The sequence below is a fragment of the Corynebacterium pygosceleis genome (assembly GCF_016595275.2).
In the GTDB taxonomy this organism is placed as follows: Bacteria; Actinomycetota; Actinomycetes; order Mycobacteriales; family Mycobacteriaceae; genus Corynebacterium; species Corynebacterium pygosceleis.
This window is the reverse complement of sequence record NZ_JAENIQ020000001.1, coordinates 145,376-161,613: the sequence shown is the minus strand read 5'-3', so window position 1 is coordinate 161,613 and position 16,238 is coordinate 145,376. Positions and strand designations below refer to the sequence as shown.

The window sequence follows — 16,238 nt, the reverse complement described above, 5'->3', positions numbered from 1 at the left end:
CACCCCGTTCCCCGTGGATCAACCGTCTGTCAGCGCCGTCTGCGTACCTCGCGCCGTCGGGTGGCGCGTCGGCGTCTGTCGCCGAGTTTCCTGTTGAGGGCGAGTCCGGCGAGAAGAACCACGAGGAACAGCACGCCGGTCGTCACCGCCGCCGGTCGCCACTCCGACGACTGTGCTGCGGGCGCCGTCGGGGCACCGTCACCGGCTGCGGTGGCCGGTGCCGCGGCTGCGGTGGGGGCGGTGGACGTCACTCTGGGGGAGAGGGGTGTGGAGGTCTCCGGGAGTTTCTCGACGACCCCGATCCCGCTGCCGCGTGGGACGGGGTACGCGGCGTCGAGGAGCCGTCTTGCCTGTTCCCACGGCCGACCCCGGTCGATGGTCGTGTCGAGGATGACGGCGGCCAGCCGTCTCCCGTCGACGTTTTTCGCTCCGACGAATGTGTGTCGGGCGTCATCGGTGAAACCGGTTTTCCCGCCGATCCCGTCGGGGTCGTTGAGCAGCAGGTGGTTGTCGTTCCAGACCTGGAATCCCTCGTGGTCCGGTCCCCCGGGGAAGTCCACGAAGTCGGTGTCGACGATGCGCGCGAACACGGGGTTCCCCCACGCCGCGCGGTAGATCAGGGCCAGGTCGAACGGTGACGTCGACATCCCGGGACCGTCGAGGCCGGTGTAGTCGGCGACGCGGGTGTCCTGTGTCCCGAGTTCCCGGGCCTTCGCGTTCACCAGCTCCAGTGCTCGCTGGTCACCACCGAGTTCTTGGGCGAGGGCGTGCGCGGCATCGTTGCCGGAGGCCATGAGCAGTCCCTGCAGCAGCTGTTCCACCGTGTAGTGACCGTCCTCGATGATCCCGACGCGGGAGCCCTCCATCGCGGCGGAATCGTGGGTGGCGACGACCTCCCGGTCCAGGGGGAGGCGTTCGAGTACGACCATGGCCAGCAGTGCCTTGATGATCGACGCCGGACGGTACCGGCCGTGGGGATCCTTCGCCGCGATGACCTCGCCGTCATCGAGATCGAAGACGATCCAGGCGGTCGCGGTCTGCTCCTCGGGGACGATGAAACCGGGGGCGGCGACGACACCGCATTCGGCCATGGCGGGACCACCCGCCGGGACGTCCGGTACCGGCAGCGGCATCGGTGCAGGTTTCCCGTCCGTCGGGATCTCGGAGGTGTCGACGGGTTCCACTGGTGAGGTGGCCCAGGGGCAGTCATCCGTCACCGGGGCGTCCGGACGTCCACTGAGCGCGGTCTGCGGCGGGGTGGTCGTCACCGTCAGGGTACCGGTCTCCGACTCCTCCGCTGTGGCTGTGGCGGGGGTGACGGAGATGAGGGCAGTCGCCGTGAGTGCGCAGAGGAGATGGGGGCGGAGATGTCGCCGCGGTCGCAGTCGCATGGTTGTCCAGACTACTGCCGGTTGGAGCGTACCCGGGGATTGGCCGGCCGCCCGGTGTCGACACGGAGACCGCACCGACACCCACGGGGAGGAAGGTAGATTGTGGTCCATGAACATCAGCAGCAGGCAGAGCCCGGATCACGCCCCGGAGCACAAGAACCTCGACCGGGAGACCGTCGCCTCCCTGCCGAAGGTTGTTCTCCATGACCATCTCGACGGTGGTCTGCGCCCCCGAACGGTGATCGACCTGGCTGCGGACTGCGGCTACGATTCACTGCCCACGACCGACTCCGGGGCTCTCGGCCGTTGGTTCGTCGACGCCGCCGACTCCGGTTCACTGGAGAAGTACCTGGAGACGTTCGCCCACACCTGCGCCGTCATGCAGACCCGGCGGGCGCTGCACCGCGTCGCCAGGGAAGCCGTCGAGGATCTCGCCGCTGACGGTGTGGTCTACGCGGAACTGCGATTCGCACCGGAGCAGCACCAGGAGCAGGGCCTCGGTCTCCGTGAGGTCGTCGACGCCGTCGTCGAGGGAGTCAGGGAAGGCGAGAAGACGGCTGCACTCGCGGGGCGCACCATCCGGGCCCGGGTGATCCTCTGCGCGATGCGTCACGCCGACCGGTCCGGTGAGATCGCCGACCTGCTGGTCGAGTACCGGAAGGAGGCCGCACGGGAGAAGAGGGGGTACGTCGTCGGCTTCGACATCGCCGGTGCGGAGGACGGTTTCCCCCCGAGCTGCTGCTCCGGGGCCTTCGCGACACTGCGGCGGGAACTCGTCCCGTTCACCATCCACGCCGGGGAGGCTGCGGGCATCGGGTCCCTCGAAGGAGCGGTGCAGGAAGGTACCTGGCGGATCGGTCACGGCGCGCGCCTCTACGAGGACTTCACCGCCGACCTGGAGTCCGGTATCGAACCGGGCCACGTGTCATCCTTCGTGCGGGACCGGCAGATCATCCTCGAACTCGCGCCGACCTCCAACATCCAGACCGGAGTCGTCGACGATCTCGCCGATCATCCGTTGCCGCTGCTGCAGCAGCTGGGGTTCGCCTGCACGGTGAACACCGACAACCGGCTCGTGTCGGGGACGACGATGACCGACGAGATGATGCTCCTCGTCGACACCTTCGGATACGGGGTCGGTGAGCTGTTCGAACTCACGGCGACCGCGATCGGAGGTGCCTTCATTCCGGAACCTGAACGCCGGGAGATCATGGAGACACTCATCGTCCCCGGTTGGGATGCGCTCACGGGAGAGACCACGGAGACAACCCGGCGGACCGCCACGGGGGAAGCTGACGGGGAACCGTCCCCGACGCTCACCCCGGCCGGGGACCTCGAGGGGATCGACCCGCAACTCCTCGCTGAACTGGGGATCGACCCCGGGGACCTGTTCCCGGGGAACTGAGGGGAGAAAGACGAAGGCCGGCCCGACGGGCCGGCCGGAAGTCCGCGGGGACGTCAGAACCTGCTGAAGCGGCCGACGAGACCGTTCTCCAACTGGCGCCAACCCTCCGCCTCCGCGGTGTACGGCGCAGAGGGGGAGTACCCGGACGAGCCGCCGAGCATGTAGGCGATGTACTCCTGCAACGCCGGGTTCGCCACCAGTACGGAGTTCACGGCGTCGTCTCGTGCCCAGTCAGCGGCATCGGCGAGAAGCTCGTACGCCTGGCGCAGCTGCCCGGTGTCCACCTTGTTCGGCCCGTCGGTGATGTCCTCCACCAGCCCGGTGAACACGTAGGTGTTGTCGGGGTGCGCGGTGACCTCGAGTGTGCCGCCGTTGACGCCGTCCATGATCTCTGACCACGTGGAGGTGGAGGCGAGGTCGTGTTCATCGTGTTCGGCCAGCCAGCGGAGCATCGCCCGGCGGTTGTTGAAGGTGTAGATCTGGCCGAAGTGCCCGAGGAAGACCGGTTGCCCGTCGACATAGGTACGCAGGGTGTAGAGGGTGCGGCCCTCGACGGCGATCTTCACCGGGTCGATCCCCGCGGTGCCCCACAGGGAGGCGTCGTAGGGGTCGACCTGCGCCTCGGCGGCCTCGGCGGCACGCTCCTCCTCGATCCGCGCCTGTTCGCGGGCCTCCACGGCGGCGTCGACCTTCGTCTGCGCGGCGTCGACCGTCGCGGTGTCCTGCTCCGGGATGATGTAGCACCCGTCCAGTTCATCGACGACGCGGTCCCAGTTGGACAGGACCGCACGCCCCACCGCCGACCATTCCGACCCGCCGTTCTCCACCGCGTAGTGGTCCGCCCCGCGCGCGACGTTGGCGAGAACCGAATACGAGGAGAAGAAGGAACCGACCGTCGTCGAATCGATCACGTCACCGAGCGACCGGGCGACGGCGAGGGCGCGTTCCACACCGGTGACGTTCTCGTGGCTGGGTCGACCGGCGAGGAGCTCGGGGACACCGATGACGTCACAGTAGCCCCGCTTGTCGGGGACCACCCTGGCGGCATCCTCGTGCTGGAACGCCTGCCACTTCGGGTGGTCACGCAGATCGTGGCGGGCATCGGACTCGATGAAGGCCAGCAGTTCGCCGGTGGAGCGGAAGAGATAGACATCATCCCCGTTTCCGAGGAACGCCTGCCACTCCTGCCCGTGCTCCCTCCACTTCGGGGCCCACAGCGTGTGGAAGTCGCCCTCAGTCAGGGCGATGGTGATCGGGACGATGCCTTGTAGTGCCATGGGTGCAGATTCTAGCGTGCCGTTTCAGCGGCCGTCACCTGGCGTGCCGTGAATGGTCTACCCCGTGGGACGCCAGTAGCCGTAGAAGTCCATTCCGCTGTTGGTGGTGCGCAGCGGCGAGAGCGCCACCGGATCCCCCGCCTCGACGATCTGCCCGTCACCCACGTACATCGCGACATGGCCGTTCCACACCACCAGATCACCCGCCGCGAGTTCCCCGGCACTGATCCGCCGCCCCACGGTCTGCTGTTCAGCCAGCCGCGGCAGCTCCACCCCCGCCTGGCGCCAGGCCCAGGTGGTGAGCCCGGAACAGTCGAAACCGCCGGGTTCGGAGCCGCCCCACACATAGGGCGTCCCCACCATGGACACGGCGGCGTCAGCGGCGCGCCGACCGGCCTCCGGGGCGGGCTCGTCGAGGCACCCCGGGCGCGGAGGGGACGGTGCGGGGCCCGGGACAGGAACCGGGGTGTAGGGCCTGCCGTCCGGTGTGACGACCCGGGGGAGATGCGTCTCGGTCGCCGCCAGTTCACGGAACTTCGCGGCGAGCGGGCGCAGGGCCATCTCCATCTGGGCGATTCTTCCGATCACGGCGGTGAACGTCGCGACGGAGATCGCCGTCAGACGCAGCAGCGCGGACATCGTGGCGGCGGGGTTCGGGGTGAGCAGGAGCGCGATGACCGGTCGCGCCTCCCGGACCGCGGCGGTGGCCAGGGTGATGAGATCGTCCCGTGCGGAACGCAGCTCCATCAGGGCGGTGCCCGTCGTGACACAGAACGAACCGAAGTCCTCGGTCAACGACCGGGTCTCCTCCATGAGCACGGACGCGTCCGTGCCGAACATCTCCGCCAGCGCGGGCGCGGAGGACACGTCCGTGACACCGGGGTCGGGTGCGTGGATCTCGGGGGGAAGGAGGGCCGCGATCCGGTGCACGCAGTCGAGGACACCGGCGAACGGGGCCAGCGGGGTCATCATCTGCACCTGCGTGTTCATGCCCGGAACCCCCTCGCGAGTGCACTGTCCGCCGCGACGACGGTGTCGATGTGGCCGCCGACCGCACCGTGGGCCGCAGCCAGTTCCCGGGCGTGCGAGCTCAGGACGATCCGCCGGCGGTTCAGGGTGCGGGCGGCGTCGATGAACGCGGGGATCAGTTCCAGGGTGCCCGGGGTAGGTTGCGGGGCCTGCGGCTCCTCGTCCGGGGTGGCGTCGGCGGAGTCGTTCAGGTCCCGCGCCAGGACGCGGGCGTGTTCGGGATCGAGTGTGAGTGTGTTCATGCACGGTCAGACCGGCGGAGCGTGTTCGGGGTTCCCTCCGGTTGATCCGGGTGGCTTAGGATTGGGTGCATGGACATCACAATCGTCGACCACCCCCTGGCGGCCGCCCGCCTGACCATCATGCGTGACCGGCGCAGCGACAACTCCGTCTTCCGTGCGGCGTTGCGGGATCTGGGGGCGATGCTCATCTATGAGGCCGCCCGGGGGCTGGACGTGGAGACGTTCGACACGGAGACCCCGGTGGCCACCGCGACCGGGACCCGGCTCCGGAAACCACCGATCATCGTTCCCGTGATCCGGGCGGGTCTCGGCATGGTCGACCCCGCGCTGTCGATGATCCCCGACGCGCAGGTCGGGTTCATCGGGATCGCGCGGGACGAGGAGACCCACGAACCCGTGCCGTACCTCGAGGCGCTCCCGGAGGACATGTCCGATGAGACGGTGTTCATCGTGGACCCGATGCTCGCGACCGGTGGTTCCCTCCTGCACTCGCTGAAACTGTTGTGCGACCGTGGTGCGCGGGACATCACCGCCGTGTGCATGGTGTCCGCGCAGCCCGGCGTCGATGCGCTGGCGGCGTCCGGCTACCCGGTGCGCCTGGTCACCGCCACCGTTGATCCGGAACTCAACCCGGACGCCTACATCGTCCCCGGACTGGGTGACGCCGGGGACCGTCTCTACGGGCCCCGGAACATCCACCTGTAGGACGTGTCAGAACCGGTGGAGGAGACCGTCCACCTCGGTGCGGAGCACGTGCAGGAGTTCCCCGGTGCCGCCGGGGTCGGGGCAGTGTGAGACCTCGAGGTACACCTTGGTCTTCGCCTCCGTCCCGGAGACCCGTGCGATCATCCGGACGCGGGTCCCGTCAGTGTCGCGTCCGGTGATGAGCACGCCCTGTTCGGCCGGCAGGTCGGTGGTGGTGACGGCTATCCCGATGAGGGTCGTCGGGGGATCGGTGCGCAGCTGGTCGACGAGCCCCTCCGGGTCCGAGGTACGGACCTGTATCTGCGCACCCGCGTACTCCCCGAACCTCCTGTGGAGGCGGGCCAGCTCATCGCCGAGCGTCCTGCCCCCGGCCTTGAGCTCGGCCGCCCACGCACAGGCGTGGAGTGCGGTGGCCAGCCCGTCCTTGTCCGAGACGATTCCGGGCATCGGACAGGTGCCGTGGGCCTCCTCGTAGGCGAACCTCAGGGTGCCGGGCCTGTGGTCCCCGGCGCGCATGAGGTTCTTGAAACCCGTCGGGGTGACCACGCAGTCCCACCTGAGCTCTCCGGCGATGTCGGGGAGCAGTCCCGAGGAGACCAGTGACGTGGCGACCACCGGTGCCGGGCCGGTGCCGTCGTGGCGGGGGAGGAGGCGGGTCGCGAGGAGCGGCCCCAGTTCATCACCGCGCAGCATCCGGTGTCCCCCGTCCGCCGTGCGGTAGCCCACCGCGCAGCGGTCGGCGTCCGGGTCGAGTGCGATGAGGAGGTCGGCGTCCATGTCCGTGGCCTGCCGGAGAAGCAGTGCGACGGCGTCGGGCTGTTCCGGGTCGGGGAAACTCACGGTGGGGAACGTGGGGTCCGGGTACTGCTGCGCGACGACGGGGTACGTCCGGGGGAAACCCGCGGCACCGAGGGCCTGCGCGAGGGGACGCCCACCGACGCCGTGGAGTGCGGTGTAGACGACGGTGAGTGCGGCGCGTTCATTGTTCACCCGGAGGCGGTCATTCTCGTCGGGGTTCACCTCGGCGACGATCTGGTCGAGGTAGCGGCGCAACTGGCCGCCCGCCGGGCGGACGGGTACCCGGGGGACCGCGAGTGGGTCACCGACCGCGCGGATCGCGGCTTCGACATCCTTTTCCGAGGTGACGTCGATCTCGGATCCGTCCGGGCCGTAGACCTTGTACCCGTTGTCGGCGGCGGGGTTGTGCGAGGCGGTGATCTGGACACCGGCGTCGAGCCCCCGGTACCGGACCAGCCAGGGCAGGACCGGGGTCGGTGTGGGTGCGGGCAGGAGCGTCACCTCGAAACCCGCTCCGGCGAACACCTCCGCAGCCGTCGCCGCGAAGGTGTGTGAACCGTACCGGGCGTCGTACCCCACGGCAACCCGGAGCGGCCCGTTCTCCCCGTAGATGGACAGTCCGAATCTGCGGGGGAGATCACCGGGAGACGCGTCGGGGTCGGTGCGACCGGGCGCGTTCGTGCTGGCGTTGTCGGCGAGCCAGGCGGCGAGGCCGGCGGTGGCCCGGGTCACCTGGGAGACATTCATCTGGGTGCGGGCGGGGCCCACCGGGGCGCGGAGGCCGGCGGTGCCGAAGGAGAGGTGACGGGGGTGCATCAGGTCGTCCGGTCTGACCGGGGTCGGGGTGCGCGCCCTGACGGGTTTCGGTCCGTCGTGGCGGGTGGGCGGGGCGGTGCGGGCCGGAGCATGGTTCAAATATAGAATTGCGTCAGTACCGTTGGCCAGTGTCCGGTGCACCCGAGGGAGTCGTTCCGTGAGGGACGGGTGTCCCGGTGTGAGGGTTGCCCGCGCTGGTCGACGGACGGATGAGAAACACAGATGCAGCACCCACAGCGCGAGAGGACCAGATGAGCATCCGGGCACAGGTCGACGGTTGGCTGACCGAGCACACCGATGAGCTGATCCGGTGGCGACGGCACCTGCACACGCACCCCGAGCTGAGCCACATGGAGTACGACACCACCTCCTGGATCGCGGACACACTGTCCGGGTACGGCATGGAACCGAAGCTCTTCCCCGGCACCGGCCTGATGGTCGACATCGGGCCCGACACGGGAAACCGGATCGCACTGCGGGCGGACATCGACGCTCTCCCCATCGAGGAGAAGGCGCCGGTCGACTACAGCTCCAGGACCCCCGGTGTCATGCACGCGTGCGGGCACGACGTGCACACCGCGATAGTGATGGGTGCCGCCTGCGCTCTGCACGCGGCGGATCTCGACCACGGTGTCCGGATCATCTTCCAGCCCGCGGAGGAGGTGATGGACGGTGGTGCCCCGGACGTCATCTCGTGGGGTGGTCTGGAGGATGTCTCGTCGATCTTCGCCGTCCACGTCGAACCGAAACTCCGGACGGGGAAGATCGGGCTGCGTACCGGGGCGATCACCTCCGCAGCGGACATCCTCGAGGTGAAGGTGCACGGCCCTGGCGGGCACACCTCCCGTCCGCAGATGACCTCGGACGTCGTCTACGCCCTGTCCAGTGTCGTGACGCAGTTGCCGGCTCTGCTCAGTCGCCGGGTCGATCCACGGACCGGGACGGTGCTCGTGTTCGGTTCGGTCAACGCCGGCTACGCGGCGAATGCGATTCCCGAGGACGGTCGGGTCGCGGGGACCCTCCGGACGGCGGACATCGGGGTGTGGCGTGCGGCCGAGCCGTTGCTCACCGAACTGATCGGTCAGATCATCGCACCGACCGGGTGCACCCATGAGGTGATCTACACCAAGGGGGTACCTCCCGTGATCAACGACGATGTCGCGACCGCCTTGATGGCCACCGCGGCCAAGGGCATTGACGCGCACTCCATCGTCGCGGCGCCGCAGTCCTCCGGTGGTGAGGACTTCTCCTGGTATCTGGAGCATGTCCCCGGGTCGATGGCGAGACTCGGGTGCTGGTCCGGTACCGGCAGGCAGTTCGATCTCCACCAGGGTGACTTCGTGGTGGACGAGCGGTGTCTGGGTGTCGGGGTCCGGTTGTTCGGTGCCGTCGTCGACGGCTATTCCCGTGAGATGAACAAGGACGCCCAGCGGCCGGTGGGGCCGGACGGCTTCCTGCCGACCAGGTGACGCGGGGACGGGGTGCGGTGGCGTCTGCGCCGGTGCACTAGACTGCATCCTTGGGACAGCCCACACAGCCCGTGGGGAGCGGTTTTGCCGTGCCCGCGGTGTGGCCCGATACTGACGCACTGACCTGCACCCGAAGCGTACCTGGAGGAGACCTGTGTCCAAACGAATCGTGATCATCGGCGGTGGCCCCGCCGGCTACGAGGCCGCGTTGGCCGGCTCGAAGTACGGCGCCGACATCACCCTGATCGAGGACCAGGGGCTCGGTGGATCGGCGGTCATCCACGACTGCGTTCCGTCGAAGTCCTTCATCGCGGCGACGGGCATCCAGACCGACCTCCGTCGTGCGGATGACATGGGCCTCGAGCGGACCGGGGAAACGAACCTCCTTCAGCTCGACGAGGTCAACGAACGTGTGAAGAATCTCGCGGAGGCCCAGTCCTCGGATGTCCGTGCGCAGATGGAGTCGGCCGGTGTGCGGCTGATCGACGGCCGTGCCCGTTTCGACGACTACAAGCCGAAGCAGAGCACCCACTACATCGCGGTCACCCCGAATGACGGTGGCGAGGATGAGGTCATCGAGTGTGATCTCGTGCTCCTGGCCACGGGTGCCTCACCCCGTGTCCTGCCCGGTGCGCAGCCCGACGGGGAGCGGATCCTCACCTGGCGTCAGGTCTATGACATCGATGAGCTGCCGGAACACCTGATCGTCGTCGGTTCCGGAGTGACCGGCGCGGAGTTCGTCTCCGCGTTCGCGGAGCTCGGCGTGAAGGTCACCATGGTGGCCTCACGGGACCGGATCCTCCCGCACGACGACGCCGATGCGGCCGATGTCCTGGAGACGGTGCTCGCCGAGCGCGGGGTCTCACTCGAGAAGCACGCCCGCGTGGAGTCCGTCACCCGTACCGACGACGGCGGGGTCTGCGTCCGGACGACCGACGGGCGTGAGATCTTCGGTTCCCACGCCCTGATGACCGTCGGTTCCGTGCCCAACACGGAGAACCTCGGGCTGGAGACCGTCGGCGTCGAGACCGCCCCGTCGGGGCACATCATCGTCGACCGCGTCTCCCGGACGTCGGTCGCCGGTATCTACGCCGCCGGTGACTGCTCCGACCTGTTCCCGCTGGCGTCCGTCGCGGCGATGCAGGGCCGGGTCGCGATGTACCACGCGCTCGGCGAGGGCGTCAGCCCGATCCGGCTGAAGACCGTCGCCACCGCCGTGTTCACCCGCCCCGAGATCGCCGCCGTGGGACACACCCAGAGTGACATCGAATCCGGTGAGGTCACCGCCCGGACCATCGTTCTTCCGCTGACCACGAATCCGCGCGCCAAGATGCGTTCCCTCCGCCACGGCTTCGTGAAACTCTTCTGCCGGAGGAACTCCAGCCTCGTCATCGGCGGTGTCGTCGTCGCGCCGACCGCCTCCGAGCTGATCCTGCCGATCGCGGTCGCCGTCACCAACAGGCTGACCGTCGATGATCTTGCGAACACGTTCTCGGTCTACCCGACCCTGTCGGGTTCCGTGACCGAGGCCGCCCGCCAGCTCGTCGCCCACGACGACCTGAGCTGAACGGAGCTCCGGTGAAGGGGCGCACCCGGGATCGGATGCGCCCCCTCAGCGTCTCTCGCATGAGGGACTGAACGCTCGGTAGGGCTCGTCGGGGGAGTAGCGTTCGTCGATGTCGAGGGTCAGACCCGTCGCCGGGAACGCCCGCTGCCGGCAGTGCCCGCGCGGGCAGGTCCGGCACCCGGACCCGATGGGGGTCGCGGCGTCCGGGGTGAGATCCAGCCCCCTCGAATAAACCAGTCTGTGCGCCTGATCCAGGTCGCACCCCAGCCCGATCGCGAACTCACGGGGCACCTCGCCGTACTCACGGGTCCGGCTGCGGACGGTGCGCGCCACCCACAGATAGGTGCGGCCGTCCGGCATGGAGGCGATCTGGCGCACCACGTGCCCCGGATTCTCGAACGCCCGGTGGACCACCCACAACGGGCAGGAACCGCCCGTGCGTGAGAAGTGGAAGCCGGTCGCCGACTGCCGCTTCGAGATGTTCCCGGCCCGGTCGGTCCGGACGAAGAAGAACGGGACCCCCTCGCTGCCCGGGCGCTGAAGGGTGGACAGTCTGTGGGCGGTCGTCTCGAAACCGGTACCGAAGACGGCGGCGATGCGGTCGATGTCGTGGTCGCTGGTGCGCGCAGTCTCCAGGAACTCCGAGTACGGCATGACGACGGCCGCGGCGAAGTACTGGGCGAGGCCGAACCTGCCGAGTTCCCTGGATTCGGTGGTGGGGAGCTCCGGAGCGTCCGCCAGATCGGTCAGGAGATCCCCGTGCACCAGGAACGCCAGCTGGAGGGCCAGCTCGAAGGTCTGCTGGGCCTCCGTGAGATCCGCCCGGAGTCGGACGCACCGGGAACCGTCGTCGAAGATGCGGCGCGGACCACGGTCGTGTGCGTTGAACTGCACCCTCACCCCGTGGGTCCCGTCGAGCAACGAGGTCAGACGGGTGAGTCGGAGGCCCGGGCGCCCCAGGGTGCCCGCGAACCGCTCCGCCCGGTCATCGAGTTCGGGGATGTGGTTGCGGCGTGCGTAGAAGTAGTCGCGGACGTGTTCGTACGCAGACGTGCTTCCCTCCGGCAGTGGCACTGTGTGTACCGGAGTATCGAAATCGGGGGTGGTATGGGGGGAGGTGTGTCCGGTTGTGGAATTTGCGGCGTGGCGGCGGGGCAGGCGCAGCATTCCGCGCGCGATCTCCGGGTGCCGCTCGGCGAACTCGACGAGTTCCGCATCGTCCACACCGGACGTCCCGGCGAGCGTCAGGATGTCCTTCAGGTCGGCGACCATGCGTGAGTTGGAGTCCGGGGCGAAGTAGGAGGCGTCGACGTTGAAGGCGCGGACGAAGGCCATCAGGGCGGTGATGGTCAGTGGTCGCGCGTCATTTTCCAGTTGGTTGAGGTAGCTGGTGGACAGGTCGATCCGCTTGGCCATCTCGGTCTGGGTGAGGCCTTCCGCCCGGCGCAGAGTCCGGATCCGTGCCCCCGCGTACATCTTCTCCATGGGTGTCACTTCCTGGTAAATCGGCCGTGGCCTGACGTTTCCGCAAACTTTGCGGAAACGCCGTTTCCGTACCGCAGAATTATGCTTTTTCCGCAGCGTGGAGGGGTTGTGAACCACTGTATAGTCGGTCCACAAGATATCCGTTTCATACCTCCTAACGGGGGTGTGGCGGTAAAAGATCATCCGAGACGCCGCAGCGCGCCGGCCCCGACCCCGTTAGGACAGCACATGGAGAACATCGAAGTCCGCACCCGCCGTTCCGCGGAGGAGTTCCCCCGCGGCGAACACCTCGCACAGCGGATCGCCGAAGTCGCGACCGACCCCGTGGAGGTCCCGGACGACACCCGGGAGATGATCATCAACCGGATCATCGACAACGCCGCGGTGTCCGCCGCCTCGGTCCTCCGCCGCCCCGTCAGCGTCGCCCGCAGGCAGGCCACCGCCCACCCGACGAACAAGGGGGGTGCCGGGGTCTTCGGTGTGCCGGGCACCTACTCCGCCGAGTGGGCCGCCCTGGCCAACGGCACCGCCGTCCGCGAACTCGACTTCCACGACACCTTCCTCGCCGCCGAGTACTCCCACCCCGGCGACAACATCCCTCCGATCGTCGCCGTCGCCCAGCACCGCGGCTCCACCGGCCACGACCTGATCCGCGGCATCGCCACCGGCTACGAGATCCAGGTCGACCTCGTCCGCGGCATGTGCCTCCACGAGCACAAGATCGACCACGTCGCACACCTCGGCCCCTCCGTCGCCGCGGGCCTCGGGACCCTGCTGCACCTCGATGACGAGACCGTGTACCAGGCCATCGGCCAGGCGCTCCACACCACCACCGCGACCCGCCAGTCCCGCAAGGGCCTGATCTCCTCCTGGAAGGCCTTCGCCCCGGCGTTCGCCGGAAAGATGGCCATCGAATCCGTCGACCGCGCCATGCGCGGGGAGGGTGCCCCCGCCCCGATCTGGGAGGGTGAGGACGGCGTCATCGCCTGGATGCTCGGCGGCCCCGAGGCCAGCTACACCATCCCGCTGCCCACCGCCGGCGAGGAGAAGCGCGCCATCCTCGACACCTTCACCAAGGAGCACTCCGCCGAGTACCAGTCCCAGGCCCCCATCGACCTGGCCCGCCGCATGCGGGAGCGGATCGGCGACCTCACCCGGGTGGAGAAGATCGAGCTGCACACCTCCCACCACACCCACTACGTCATCGGCACCGGCTCCAACGATCCGCAGAAGTTCGACCCGGACGCCTCCCGCGAGACGCTCGACCACTCGATCATGTACATCTTCGCCGTGGCCCTCGAGGACGGTGACTGGCACCACGAGCGCTCCTACGCGCCCGAGCGTGCGCACCGCCCGGAGACCATCGAACTGTGGCGGAAGATCTCGACCGTGGAGGACCCGGAGTGGACCCGCCGCTACCACGCCGAGGACCCCAACGAGAAGGCCTTCGGTTGCCGCGTGGAGGTCACGCTGAAGGACGGCACCGTCATCACCGACGAGCTCGCCATCGCCGACGCCCACCCGCTGGGCGCCCGCCCCTTCGCCCGCGAGCAGTACATCGACAAATTCCGGACCCTCGCCGAGGGCGTGGTGTCCGCTGGTGAGCAGGACCGCTTCCTCGATGTCGCCCAGCGGCTCGACGACCTCGGCGCCGGTGAGCTCGACCAGCTCAACATCGAACTGGCCGATGACGTGCTGGCCCGCGCATCCGAGACTCCGGAGGGGCTGTTCTAGATGACCAACCTGTTCTCCGCCGCAACCACCCCCACCGAACGGCGCAGGGCTTTCCGCGCGGGACTCACGGGCGACCGCATCCAAAGGCTGCCCGGTGCCTTCTCCCCGCTGGTGGCCCGGGCCATCGCCGACGCCGGATTCGAGGGCGTCTACGTCTCCGGCGCCGTCGTCGCCGCCGACCTGGCCCTGCCCGATATCGGACTGACCACCCTCACCGAAGTCGCCGGACGGGCACGGCAGATAGCCCGCGCCACGGAACTGCCCGTCCTCGTCGACGCCGACACCGGCTTCGGTGAGCCCATGTCTGCGGCACGCACCGTCAGCGAACTCGAGGACGCGGGCCTCGCGGGCTGTCACCTGGAGGACCAGGTCAACCCCAAGCGCTGCGGCCATCTCGACGGCAAGGAGGTCGTCCCGACGGACGTCATGGTCCGCCGGCTCGGTGCCGCGGTCTCCGCCCGGCGCGACGACAGCTTCGTCATCTGCGCCCGCACCGACGCCGCCGCCACCGAGGGGATCGACTCAGCCATCGAACGGGCGAAGGCCTACGCCGACGCCGGTGCGGACATGATCTTCACCGAGGCGCTCCGCACCCCGACGGACTTCGAGAGGTTCCGGGCCGCCGTGGACGTCCCGCTGCTGGCCAACATGACCGAGTTCGGCAAGACCGAGTTGATCGGCGCCGAACTGCTCGGGGAGATCGGCTACAACGCGGTGATATACCCGGTCACCACCCTCCGCATCGCGATGGGACAGGTCGAGGAAGCCCTCGCCGACATCGCCGCGACGGGTACCCAGACCGGGTGGCTCGACCGGATGCAGCACCGCTCCCGGCTCTACGAGCTCCTGCGCTACGCCGAGTACAACGTCTTCGACCAGAAGCTGTTCACCTACCGCCGACCTCCGGGCGACTAGGTGGACGGGGCCGGTCCCGTTCCTGACATTTCGGGACCGGCCCACCCCACAGACTTTCCCGGACAACGCCGACCCAGCGACCCGGAAGCGACCCCGCGACCCAGGCGGACGTCGAACAGCAAACCCCGCACTGCACCAGTTCACCTTCGAGGAGTAATCCGTCATGTCCGAAAACACCCAGCCGACCATCCACAAGGGCCTCGGTGGCGTCGTCGTCGACTCCACCGCGGTGTCCAAGGTCGTCCCCGAAACCAACTCGCTCACCTACTGCGGCTACCCCGTGCAGGATCTCGCCGCGAACTGCAGCTTCGAGGAGGTGGCCTACCTCCTCTGGCACGGCGAACTGCCCACCCCGGAGCAGCTCGGGGAGTTCTCCGACCGTGAGCGTTCACTCCGCGACCTCGAGCCGGGTCTGGTTGACCTGGTCCGCGGACTCCCGACCACCTGCCACCCCATGGACGTGCTCCGCACCGCGGTGAGCTGGATCGGCACCCAGGACCCGGACGCCTACAGCCGCGATTCCGGGCACATCCGTGACAGCGGCATGCACCTGCTGGCCAAGCTGCCGACCATCGTCGCCCTGGACATGCGTCGCCGCCGTGGACAGGAGTTCATCGCGCCGGACCCCGAGCTGGGGTTCTCGGAGAATTTCCTCTCCATGGCGTTCGGCAGGGGAGAGGGATCGCCCGCGATGAATCCCGAGGACATCCACGCCTTCGATGTGTCGATGATCCTCTACGCGGAGCACTCCTTCAACGCCTCCACCTTCACCGCCCGCGTCACCACGTCCACCATGTCGGACAGTTACTCCGCGATCACCGCCGCGATCGGGGCACTCAAGGGCCCGCTGCACGGCGGTGCGAACGAGGCCGTCATGCACACCATGCTCGAGATCGGGGACCCCGCCAAGGCTGAACGGTGGGTCACCGACGCCCTGGCGAAGAAGCAGCTCATCATGGGCTTCGGCCACCGCGTGTACAAGAAGGGCGACTCCCGCGTGCCGACGATGGAGGCCGCGTTCAAGGCACTCGCCGCGAACCACGACGGCGGGAAGTGGGTCGAGATGTACGACCGCATGGCCGCCACCGTCGATGAGGCGAAGGGCATGAAACCGAACCTCGACTTCCCTTCGGGGCCCGCCTACCACCTCCTCGGATTCGAGGTCGAGTTCTTCACCCCGCTGTTCGTCATGTCGCGGATCACCGGGTGGATCGCGCACATCATCGAACAGAGCGAGGACAACCGGCTGATCCGCCCGTTGTCCGCCTACCACGGCCACTCCCAGCGCGACGTCCCGGTTTCCGGAGCCGCCTGACCCCACAGACCCGCCCCCTCCGCCCCGTTCCCGGTCGTCCGGGGTGGAGGGGGCGCCCAAACAACTGCGGACGACACCTGCCGCTTGCTA

Annotated in this window: 13 protein-coding genes; 7 read left to right on the top strand and 6 right to left on the bottom strand. The window is 68.5% G+C overall.

The window, feature by feature from the left end; translation table 11 throughout:
- Window positions 1-29: 29 nt before the first annotated feature.
- Window positions 30-1,391: a D-alanyl-D-alanine carboxypeptidase family protein gene (locus tag JIM94_RS00650; RefSeq protein WP_200254223.1), complete on the bottom strand. Its 1,362-nt coding sequence runs from the start codon at window positions 1,389-1,391 to the stop codon at window positions 30-32.
- Between the two features lie 109 nt (window positions 1,392-1,500).
- Here JIM94_RS00650 and JIM94_RS00645 point away from each other — a divergent pair, with 109 nt between their 5' ends.
- Window positions 1,501-2,796, top strand: a complete 1,296-nt coding sequence (locus tag JIM94_RS00645; protein ID WP_200254221.1) for an adenosine deaminase — start codon at window positions 1,501-1,503, stop codon at window positions 2,794-2,796.
- 53 nt (window positions 2,797-2,849) lie between these two features.
- Here the strand turns inward: JIM94_RS00645 and JIM94_RS00640 are convergent, their stop codons facing one another.
- Genes JIM94_RS00640 through JIM94_RS00630 form a run of 3 tightly spaced genes read right to left on the bottom strand, consistent with a single transcriptional unit; the run spans window position 2,850 to window position 5,344 of the window.
- The gene (locus tag JIM94_RS00640) at window positions 2,850-4,073 is read right to left on the bottom strand and encodes a hypothetical protein (protein ID WP_200254219.1); all 1,224 of its coding nucleotides are present in this window, start codon (window positions 4,071-4,073) and stop codon (window positions 2,850-2,852) included.
- Between the two features lie 57 nt (window positions 4,074-4,130).
- Complete coding sequence (locus JIM94_RS00635) at window positions 4,131-5,063, bottom strand: C40 family peptidase (protein ID WP_200254217.1); 933 nt, start codon at window positions 5,061-5,063, stop codon at window positions 4,131-4,133.
- Window positions 5,060-5,344, bottom strand: a complete 285-nt coding sequence (locus JIM94_RS00630; RefSeq protein ID WP_200254215.1) for a hypothetical protein — start codon at window positions 5,342-5,344, stop codon at window positions 5,060-5,062. Before JIM94_RS00630 ends, JIM94_RS00635 begins: the two co-directional genes overlap by 4 nt.
- A gap of 69 nt (window positions 5,345-5,413) precedes the next feature.
- Between JIM94_RS00630 and upp the strand changes: the two genes are divergently transcribed.
- Window positions 5,414-6,049, top strand: a complete 636-nt coding sequence (gene upp / locus JIM94_RS00625; RefSeq protein ID WP_200254213.1) for a uracil phosphoribosyltransferase — start codon at window positions 5,414-5,416, stop codon at window positions 6,047-6,049.
- Window positions 6,050-6,055: 6 nt separating this feature from the next.
- On the opposite strand, the gene JIM94_RS00620 is transcribed toward upp, so the two are convergent.
- Window positions 6,056-7,663 carry a phospho-sugar mutase gene (locus JIM94_RS00620; RefSeq protein WP_418904435.1) on the bottom strand — a complete coding sequence of 536 codons (1,608 nt, stop codon included), beginning with the start codon at window positions 7,661-7,663 and terminating at the stop codon, window positions 6,056-6,058.
- Window positions 7,664-7,914: 251 nt separating this feature from the next.
- Here JIM94_RS00620 and JIM94_RS00615 point away from each other — a divergent pair, with 251 nt between their 5' ends.
- Entirely contained in the window at window positions 7,915-9,132 is a 1,218-nt protein-coding gene (locus JIM94_RS00615; protein WP_200254210.1) for a M20 family metallopeptidase, read from the top strand.
- 154 nt (window positions 9,133-9,286) lie between these two features.
- The gene (locus JIM94_RS00610; protein WP_200254208.1) at window positions 9,287-10,699 is read left to right on the top strand and encodes an NAD(P)H-quinone dehydrogenase; all 1,413 of its coding nucleotides are present in this window, start codon (window positions 9,287-9,289) and stop codon (window positions 10,697-10,699) included.
- Between the two features lie 45 nt (window positions 10,700-10,744).
- Here JIM94_RS00610 and JIM94_RS00605 read toward each other — a convergent pair whose 3' ends face one another.
- On the bottom strand, window positions 10,745-12,184 hold the full coding sequence (locus JIM94_RS00605) for a short-chain fatty acyl-CoA regulator family protein (RefSeq protein ID WP_200254206.1): 1,440 nt from the start codon (window positions 12,182-12,184) through the stop codon (window positions 10,745-10,747).
- 228 nt (window positions 12,185-12,412) lie between these two features.
- Between JIM94_RS00605 and prpD the strand changes: the two genes are divergently transcribed.
- The 3 genes from prpD to JIM94_RS00590 all read left to right on the top strand — a co-directional run bounded on the left by prpD (window position 12,413) and on the right by JIM94_RS00590 (window position 16,148).
- Window positions 12,413-13,918, top strand: coding sequence for a 2-methylcitrate dehydratase PrpD (prpD, locus tag JIM94_RS00600; RefSeq protein WP_200254204.1), 1,506 nt, complete (start codon window positions 12,413-12,415; stop codon window positions 13,916-13,918).
- The gene (gene prpB / locus JIM94_RS00595) at window positions 13,919-14,833 is read left to right on the top strand and encodes a methylisocitrate lyase (RefSeq protein ID WP_200254202.1); all 915 of its coding nucleotides are present in this window, start codon (window positions 13,919-13,921) and stop codon (window positions 14,831-14,833) included.
- A gap of 163 nt (window positions 14,834-14,996) precedes the next feature.
- Window positions 14,997-16,148 carry a bifunctional 2-methylcitrate synthase/citrate synthase gene (locus JIM94_RS00590; RefSeq protein ID WP_200254200.1) on the top strand — a complete coding sequence of 384 codons (1,152 nt, stop codon included), beginning with the start codon at window positions 14,997-14,999 and terminating at the stop codon, window positions 16,146-16,148.
- The last annotated feature ends 90 nt before the right edge of the window (window positions 16,149-16,238 follow it).

Bases quoted from the DNA above. Each gene is read 5' to 3' on its own strand.
- JIM94_RS00640 (WP_200254219.1), bottom strand. From the start codon at position 4,073: ATGGCACTACAAGGCATCGTCCCGATCACCATCGCCCTGACTGAGGGC.
- JIM94_RS00615 (WP_200254210.1), top strand. From the start codon at position 7,915: ATGAGCATCCGGGCACAGGTCGACGGTTGGCTGACCGAGCACACCGAT.
- JIM94_RS00605 (WP_200254206.1), bottom strand. From the start codon at position 12,184: ATGGAGAAGATGTACGCGGGGGCACGGATCCGGACTCTGCGCCGGGCG.
- JIM94_RS00645 (WP_200254221.1), top strand. From the start codon at position 1,501: ATGAACATCAGCAGCAGGCAGAGCCCGGATCACGCCCCGGAGCACAAG.
- JIM94_RS00590 (WP_200254200.1), top strand. From the start codon at position 14,997: ATGTCCGAAAACACCCAGCCGACCATCCACAAGGGCCTCGGTGGCGTC.
- JIM94_RS00650 (WP_200254223.1), bottom strand. From the start codon at position 1,391: ATGCGACTGCGACCGCGGCGACATCTCCGCCCCCATCTCCTCTGCGCA.
- prpB (WP_200254202.1), top strand. From the start codon at position 13,919: ATGACCAACCTGTTCTCCGCCGCAACCACCCCCACCGAACGGCGCAGG.
- JIM94_RS00635 (WP_200254217.1), bottom strand. From the start codon at position 5,063: ATGAACACGCAGGTGCAGATGATGACCCCGCTGGCCCCGTTCGCCGGT.
- upp (WP_200254213.1), top strand. From the start codon at position 5,414: ATGGACATCACAATCGTCGACCACCCCCTGGCGGCCGCCCGCCTGACC.
- JIM94_RS00630 (WP_200254215.1), bottom strand. From the start codon at position 5,344: ATGAACACACTCACACTCGATCCCGAACACGCCCGCGTCCTGGCGCGG.
- JIM94_RS00620 (WP_418904435.1), bottom strand. From the start codon at position 7,663: ATGCACCCCCGTCACCTCTCCTTCGGCACCGCCGGCCTCCGCGCCCCG.
- prpD (WP_200254204.1), top strand. From the start codon at position 12,413: ATGGAGAACATCGAAGTCCGCACCCGCCGTTCCGCGGAGGAGTTCCCC.